The organism is Candidatus Igneacidithiobacillus taiwanensis, assembly GCF_031962545.1.
In the GTDB taxonomy this organism is placed as follows: Bacteria; Pseudomonadota; Gammaproteobacteria; order Acidithiobacillales; family Acidithiobacillaceae; genus Igneacidithiobacillus; species Igneacidithiobacillus taiwanensis.
In genome coordinates this window covers 1-6,882 of sequence record NZ_JAVRKK010000117.1, presented here as the reverse complement: position 1 = coordinate 6,882, position 6,882 = coordinate 1, and the positions used below count along the sequence as shown (strand labels likewise).

Genomic DNA, 6,882 nt, shown 5'->3' with positions numbered 1-6,882 from the left:
AGATATTTGTATTGTTACAACGCTTAGGCCCAGCCGGCGTACGCTACCATTTTTGGCCAGCTACGGAGTCGTCACGCCGGCAGCGAACCGTTGGAGCCCAAGACATCAATGGGTTTCAAACGTATTCCACTCTGCAGTTTCGAACTCCATGGCGCAATAAGGCTCGAATACATACAACACCAGTGGGTTATTGATCTTCACGTAGCCTACAGCCAAGCTCTTCAGGTATTCCTTGGCTGCGGCAAATTGCTCCTTGAACTCCTCAGATTCCATCGCTTGGGCTCGAGTCATTTCGTGAGGCACGCGCCCCGCCGCAATTCGCCAGGCAAGGACTTGCGTCAAAGTGGGTCGTTCCTCGAACGTGCTGACGAAGCCGTCGCAAGACGGACCGAGATATGCCGACATACACCGGTGTGCCCTTCTGCATCAGCACATAGCAGCCTGGAAAGTCTCCCTCGAGGCCAAAACTCCTGCACAGAGTCGACACATCGACGCCTTTTTTGGCAAATTCACTCATAGAGATGGGGCGCTGCATGCTCACCCTTAGTTCAGTAAGGTAGCTTGGCAAATCCGAAGAGACGAGGTGCATGAAACTCTGTTCGTATTGATTGGCATGGGTTTTCTCGAATAACGCTCTGTCAGCCATAGCGGCTCGGAGTCTGACAATCTCACACATTACACATATGTTGGAAAATGCAACCGGGTCGGCACTCCCGTTTTCACAACGCACGATGATGCTTTTCCCATGTCGCCCTAGTCTGCCTCTTTTTGGTCAGCCCGCCGGCAAGATGCGGTAGTCTAACCCCCAAGTGGCAGGGTCACGTGCAAAGCAGAGCGTATCGGCCCGTGCGCTCGGGTGGGTTGAACTGCCCGCCTGTAAAAATGTGGACGCACGGGTGCCAGGAATTTATTGAGTTTGGGCACCAACCACCAAAAAAGGCGAGCCCATCCCTGGGCTCGCTCTCTTTCGGCTTGCGAACTCGAGGTCAGAACGGGATATCGTCGTCTTCGAAGCTCTCGACCGGAGCTCGCGCCGCGCTCCGGCTCGCGCCCTGGGAGCTGCTGATCTCCTGCGGCTCGTCATCGAAATTGGCAGTTCCACCGCCGCCACGTCCCCCCACCAGTTGCAAGCGATCGCCCACGATTTCCGTGGTGTAGCGCTCCTGACCTTCCTTGTCGGTCCACTTGCGCGTCTGCAAGCGGCCTTCCACATAGGCCATGCTGCCCTTTTTCAGGTACTCACCCGCAACCTCGGCAGTGCGCCCAAACAGCACTACCCGGTGCCACTCGGTGCGCTCCTGTCGATTGCCGTCACGGTCTTTGAAAGTCTCCGAAGTCGCCAGATTGAGGTTGGCGATGGCCGCGCCACTGGGCTGATAGCGCATCTCCGGATCTCGCCCCAAGTGTCCGAGCAGAATTACTTTGTTCACTCCCGCCATGGTTTCTCTCCTGTTAGCCGAGGACGCCCGTCCCGATAACGCCTATACTATCCCATTCTCCGCAGAAGCGAAGCACATGGCATGGACTTTATCGAGATCCGCGGCGCCCGCACCCACAATCTCAAAAACATCAGCCTGCGTATTCCCCGGGACAAGCTAATCGTCATCACCGGGCTCTCGGGTTCGGGAAAATCATCTCTCGCCTTCGACACCCTCTATGCCGAAGGGCAGCGCCGCTATGTCGAAAGCCTCTCTGCCTATGCCCGGCAATTTCTTTCGCTCATGGGCAAACCCGATGTCGACGCCATCGAGGGTCTGTCGCCAGCCATTGCCATCGAGCAGAAATCTACCTCCCACAACCCGCGCTCCACCGTCGGTACCATTACCGAAATCCACGATTATCTGCGCCTGCTGTACGCCCGTGTGGGTACGCCCTGGTGCTGCGGGACACCGATTCAAAGTCAGAGCATTGCGCAAATGCTCGATCAAATTCTCAGCTGGCAACCTGGCACGCGGCTGCTGATTCTCGCGCCCGTAACGCGCGATCGTAAAGGCAGCCACGACGAAGTCTTTCAGGGGCTGCGGGCGCGGGGTCTGGTGCGCGCCCGGGTCGATGGGCAGATTTACGAATTGGAAGAACTTCCCGTCCTCGATCCCAAGCGTAAACATCGCATCGAGGCCGTCGTCGATCGCCTGGTGCTGCGCGAAGACGTTCGCGGGCGCCTCGCCGAGTCGCTGGAAAGCGCTCTGATCATGGGGGAGGAAGAAGCCATCGTTCTCAATCTCGAGGAAGAACAGGAGCATTTCTTTTCCAGTCGTCACGCTTGTCACCAGTGCGGACGCTCCTTTCCCGCCCTGGAGCCGCGGCTCTTTTCTTTCAATAACCCGGCAGGGGCCTGTCCTCGCTGCGACGGGCTTGGCGAAATCAATATCTTCGACCCCAACCTGCTGATTCCCAACTCTGCGCTGAGCATCGCCGATGGTGCCATTGCGCCCTGGCGCCAGCGCGATGGCGGACTGGCAGCGCTGCTTGCCGCCTTGGCCGAACGCCTCGAGTTCTCTCTCGAAACGCCTTGGCAGGAATTGCCAGAGTCGGTGCGGCAAATCCTCCTTCATGGCTACCCGCAACCCTTGCCGGTGCGCGGCAAAAAGTCCGAAACCCAGCGCTACCCAGGCATCATCCCAGCCCTCGAAAAACGCCTGCGCGAAACCCAGTCCCAGCTGCTACGGGACGAGATTCTTCGCTTCATGGGCCGTCTGCCTTGCCCCGACTGCGGCGGTAGCCGCCTGCGCGCCGAAGCACGCATGGTCCGGGTAGGCGACCGCAACATTCACGAACTCTCGACCCTGTCCATCGCCAACACCTTGGCCTACATCCAGAACCTACAACTCGATGGCAAGGAAGCGGTGATTGCCGAACGCATCCTCAAAGAAATCCATGATCGGCTGCAGTTTCTCATCGACGTTGGCCTCGACTACTTGAGCCTCGACCGCTCTGCCGAAACCCTCTCTGGTGGCGAGGCGCAACGGATTCGTCTCGCTTCCCAAATCGGTGCCGGCTTGGTGGGCGTCATGTATGTATTGGATGAGCCCTCCATCGGTCTGCATCAGCGCGACAACGACCGCCTGCTGCAAACCCTCAAACGCCTGCGCGATCTCGGCAACACCGTTATCGTCGTCGAGCACGACGAAGACGCCATTCGTGCTGCGGATTACTTGGTCGACATGGGGCCAGCAGCGGGGGTGCATGGCGGCGAAGTCGTGGCTGCTGGTCATCCGGCGATGGTCGCCGAAACCGCCGACTCGCTTACCGGAAAATATCTTCGCGGCGATCTCTGCATTGCTGTCCCCGAGCACCGCCGCCAACCCGAGAACAATCGCTTTTTACAACTCCGCGGCGCGCGCGGCCACAATCTGCAGGATGTCGATCTCCGGATCCCCCTCGGCGTGTTTACCGTCGTTACCGGGGTCAGCGGCTCAGGCAAATCCACTCTGATCAACGATACGCTCTACCCCGCCTGTTCCCGCCGCTTGATGAACAGCCACCTGACGCCGGCTCCTTTCGATGACCTCATCGGAGTCGAATACCTCGATAAGATCATCGCCATCGACCAAAGCCCCATCGGCCGCACGCCGCGTAGCAATCCCGCTACGTATAGCGGGCTGTTTACCGCCGTGCGTGAGCTTTTTGCGGGTACCAGTGAAGCGCGTACCCGTGGCTACGGTCCCGGCCGCTTCAGTTTCAACGTCAAGGGTGGGCGTTGCGAGGCTTGCGAAGGCGAAGGCATGATCCGCGTCGAAATGCATTTCTTACCCGACGTCTACGTCGAGTGCGATGTTTGCCAGGGGCGCCGCTACAAACGCGAAACCCTGGAGATTCTGTACAAAGGAAAATCCATCCACGACGTGCTGCAGATGACCATCGAAGAGGCCGCAGACTTTTTTGCGCCAGTACCCGCCATCGCCCGCAAACTCGGCACCCTTTTGGATGTTGGATTGGGCTATGTTCGCCTCGGGCAATCCGCCACTACTTTGTCGGGCGGCGAGGCACAGCGGGTCAAGCTTGCCCGCGAGCTCTCCCGCCGCGATACCGGTCGCACCCTCTATATCCTCGATGAACCCACCACCGGCCTGCACTTCCATGATATTGCGCTACTCCTAACAGTCTTGCAGAAGCTCGTTGAGGCGGGCAATAGTGTCGTGGTCATCGAGCACAACCTCGATGTCATCAAAAGCGCCGACTGGATTATCGATCTTGGACCCGAGGGAGGCAATGGCGGGGGCAGAATCATCGCCGAAGGCACGCCAGAACAGCTGATGACCCAGGAGCACTCGCATACCGGCCGCTACCTTGCCCGGCATCTTGCGCAAACGGCGGCAACAAAAAAAGGCTAAGGAACATCTTCCTCAGCCTCTCTATACCGCTATGAAGAGCGCCAGATCAGCTGGCTTTCGCCTCGCGGTCCACCAACTCGACGATGGCCAAAGGCGCATTATCTCCAGCGCGAAAACCGTATTTCACAATGCGCAAATACCCACCGGGCCGGGCCTTATAGTGCGGGCCCAATTCATCAAACAACTTCACCACCGCAGCGCGATCGCGCAGCCGCGCAAAGGCTAAACGCCGACGCGCAACCGTCGGCTCCTTGGCCAGAGTGATCATCGGTTCGGCAAAACGACGCAGCTCCTTGGCCTTGGGCAAGGTGGTAACGATACGCTCGTGCGCAAACAAAGATACCATCATGTTAGCAAACATCGCTCGCCGATGACTGCTGTTACGATTCAGTTTTTTCCCGCTATTGCCATGACGCATGTCGGCATACTCCCAAAAATGTTAGCTCAATCCGCCTCGACGGAGCTTTTGCTACCGAGCGGTGGCAGATTCTCCGGCGGCCAGTTTTCCAAGCGCATCCCCAAACTCAAGCCCTTGCTTGCCAGCACTTCCTTGACTTCATTCAAGGACTTGCGTCCCAAATTGGGGGCCTTCAGCAATTCCTGCTCGGTCTTTTGCACAAGATCCCCAATGTAGAAGATATCTTCCGCCTTGAGACAATTGGCCGAGCGAACCGTAAGCTCGAGATCATCCACAGTGCGTTCGAGCAACGGCATCAAATCCTCTACAAGAGCGGAAGAGCTGCGCGGCTCCTCGATGGTCGGCGCTTCCTTACCCACGAAAACGTCCAACTGCTGGCGCAAGATGCGTGCCGCTTCCTGGACCGCTGCCAAAGGCTCGAGTGTGCCGTTGGTCTCCACTGTAAGCACCAATCGATCGAGGTCGGTACGCTGCTCGACGCGGGCACTCTCGACCTGAAAGCTAACGCGCCGAACCGGACTAAAGCTGGCGTCGAGCGCCAATACACCAATACGCTTTTCGTGATCGCGTTGCCGAGAGGCGGCCGCCTGATATCCCCTTCCGGAGTCCAGGCGCAAGTGCATGACTATTTCCACGTCGCGAGTCAGGGTAGCGATCACTTGATCGGGATTGGCAATTTCCACCCCATGCTCGGCGACGATATCGGCTCCGGTCAGCAGACCGGGGCCATGCTTGCGCACCGTGATCGTCTGCGCTTCCTGTCGATGAGAATAGATTGCAAGCTGCTTGAGATTCAAAAGGATATCAACGACATCTTCCTGAACCCCCTCCAGACTGGAGTACTCGTGCAAGACCCCTTCGATTTCGACCTCGGTAACCGCGACGCCGCGCAAGGAAGAGAGAAGGATCCGCCGCAAAGCATTTCCAAGGGTGTGTCCAAAGCCGCGTTCGAGAGGTCCGAGACTGATCCGCGCGCTATGTGCAGTGATGGTCTCGATTTCATAATTCTGCGGACACAACAGATCGCCAACTTCAGCCATAAATAATCCCCGTTGCTCCGTTTTACTTGGAGTAGAGTTCCACCACCATCTGCTCGTTCAAATCCAGCGGCATCTCGTCGCGAACCGGAACAGCTTTGACGGTAGCACTGAGTGCCTTGGTATCGACGCTGAGCCACTCTGGATAGCCGCGACCCGCCGCTGCCTCGACAGCATTGAGGATGCGAACATGCTCTTTGGCTCCCTCGGCGATCGCGACAACGTCACCGGCACGAACCTGATACGAGGGAATATCTACGCGCCGTCCATTGACGGTCACGTGGCCATGGCGTACGACTTGCCGAGCCTCGGCGCGGGAGGAGCCGAAGCCCACCCGATAGGCGACATTGTCGAGACGGAGTTCCAGGAATCGCAACAGCAGCTCGCCAGTGACGCCCTTTTTCTGCGAAGCAGCGGCAAAATAGCGCCGAAACTGCCCCTCGAGAATGCCGTATACTCGACGCATCTTTTGCTTTTCGCGTAACTGGGTCCCGTATTCGCTCACCCGTCCGCGCCGCTGTCCGTGCTGGCCCGGCGCATAGGCACGGATCACTACTGGGCACTTATCCGAAAAACACTTCTCGCCCTTGAGAAAAAGTTTACTACCTTCGCGCCGACACTGACGACAACTGGGCCCGGTATATTTAGCCACGACCTACCTCCAGAAAATTATACGCGCCGCTTTTTCGGCGGACGGCAACCATTGTGCGGAATGGGGGTCACGTCACGGATGCTGGTGATACGGAACCCGACAGAGTGCAACGCTCGAACCGTGCTTTCCCGTCCCGGCCCGGGGCCACTGACCTCAACGTCCAGATTCTTGACCCCATACTCCTGCGCCCGTCGACCGGCGTTCTCGGCGGCCACCTGCGCCGCGAAAGGCGTACTTTTGCGCGAGCCACGAAACCCGGAGCCACCGGAGCTAGCCCAAGCAAGAGCATTTCCCTGCCGATCACTGATGGTAATGATGGTGTTGTTGAAAGAGGCATAGATGTGCGCCACGCCGTCAACAACGTTTTTTTTGACTTTTTTGCGCACACGCGCGTTCGTTTGCGTTTTTGCCATTGGGTCGATCCCTCAAAATCAGCGGGCG

At 58.1% G+C, this 6,882-nt stretch carries 7 protein-coding genes; 1 reads left to right on the top strand and 6 read right to left on the bottom strand.

Annotated elements, in window-relative coordinates; genetic code table 11:
* Positions 1 to 105: 105 nt before the first annotated feature.
* Positions 106 to 405 (bottom strand): hypothetical protein, encoded by a 300-nt coding sequence (locus RTI30_RS11495; protein WP_312263245.1) that lies wholly within the window; start codon positions 403 to 405, stop codon positions 106 to 108.
* A 581-nt stretch (positions 406 to 986) separates the two neighbouring features.
* Positions 987 to 1,439 carry a single-stranded DNA-binding protein gene (locus RTI30_RS11490; RefSeq protein WP_312263246.1) on the bottom strand — a complete coding sequence of 151 codons (453 nt, stop codon included), beginning with the start codon at positions 1,437 to 1,439 and terminating at the stop codon, positions 987 to 989.
* A gap of 81 nt (positions 1,440 to 1,520) precedes the next feature.
* On the opposite strand from RTI30_RS11490, the gene uvrA reads away from it, so the two are divergent.
* Positions 1,521 to 4,334 (top strand): excinuclease ABC subunit UvrA, encoded by a 2,814-nt coding sequence (gene uvrA / locus RTI30_RS11485; protein ID WP_312263247.1) that lies wholly within the window; start codon positions 1,521 to 1,523, stop codon positions 4,332 to 4,334.
* Positions 4,335 to 4,380: 46 nt separating this feature from the next.
* Here uvrA and rplQ read toward each other — a convergent pair whose 3' ends face one another.
* Genes rplQ through rpsK form a run of 4 tightly spaced genes read right to left on the bottom strand, consistent with a single transcriptional unit; the run spans position 4,381 to position 6,854 of the window.
* Entirely contained in the window at positions 4,381 to 4,752 is a 372-nt protein-coding gene (rplQ, locus tag RTI30_RS11480; protein WP_312263248.1) for a 50S ribosomal protein L17, read from the bottom strand.
* Positions 4,753 to 4,778: 26 nt separating this feature from the next.
* Positions 4,779 to 5,792 (bottom strand): DNA-directed RNA polymerase subunit alpha, encoded by a 1,014-nt coding sequence (locus RTI30_RS11475; RefSeq protein ID WP_312263249.1) that lies wholly within the window; start codon positions 5,790 to 5,792, stop codon positions 4,779 to 4,781.
* A gap of 22 nt (positions 5,793 to 5,814) precedes the next feature.
* Entirely contained in the window at positions 5,815 to 6,441 is a 627-nt protein-coding gene (rpsD, locus tag RTI30_RS11470; RefSeq protein ID WP_312283805.1) for a 30S ribosomal protein S4, read from the bottom strand.
* 17 nt (positions 6,442 to 6,458) lie between these two features.
* Positions 6,459 to 6,854 (bottom strand): 30S ribosomal protein S11, encoded by a 396-nt coding sequence (gene rpsK / locus RTI30_RS11465; protein WP_312283804.1) that lies wholly within the window; start codon positions 6,852 to 6,854, stop codon positions 6,459 to 6,461.
* Positions 6,855 to 6,882 lie beyond the last annotated feature (28 nt).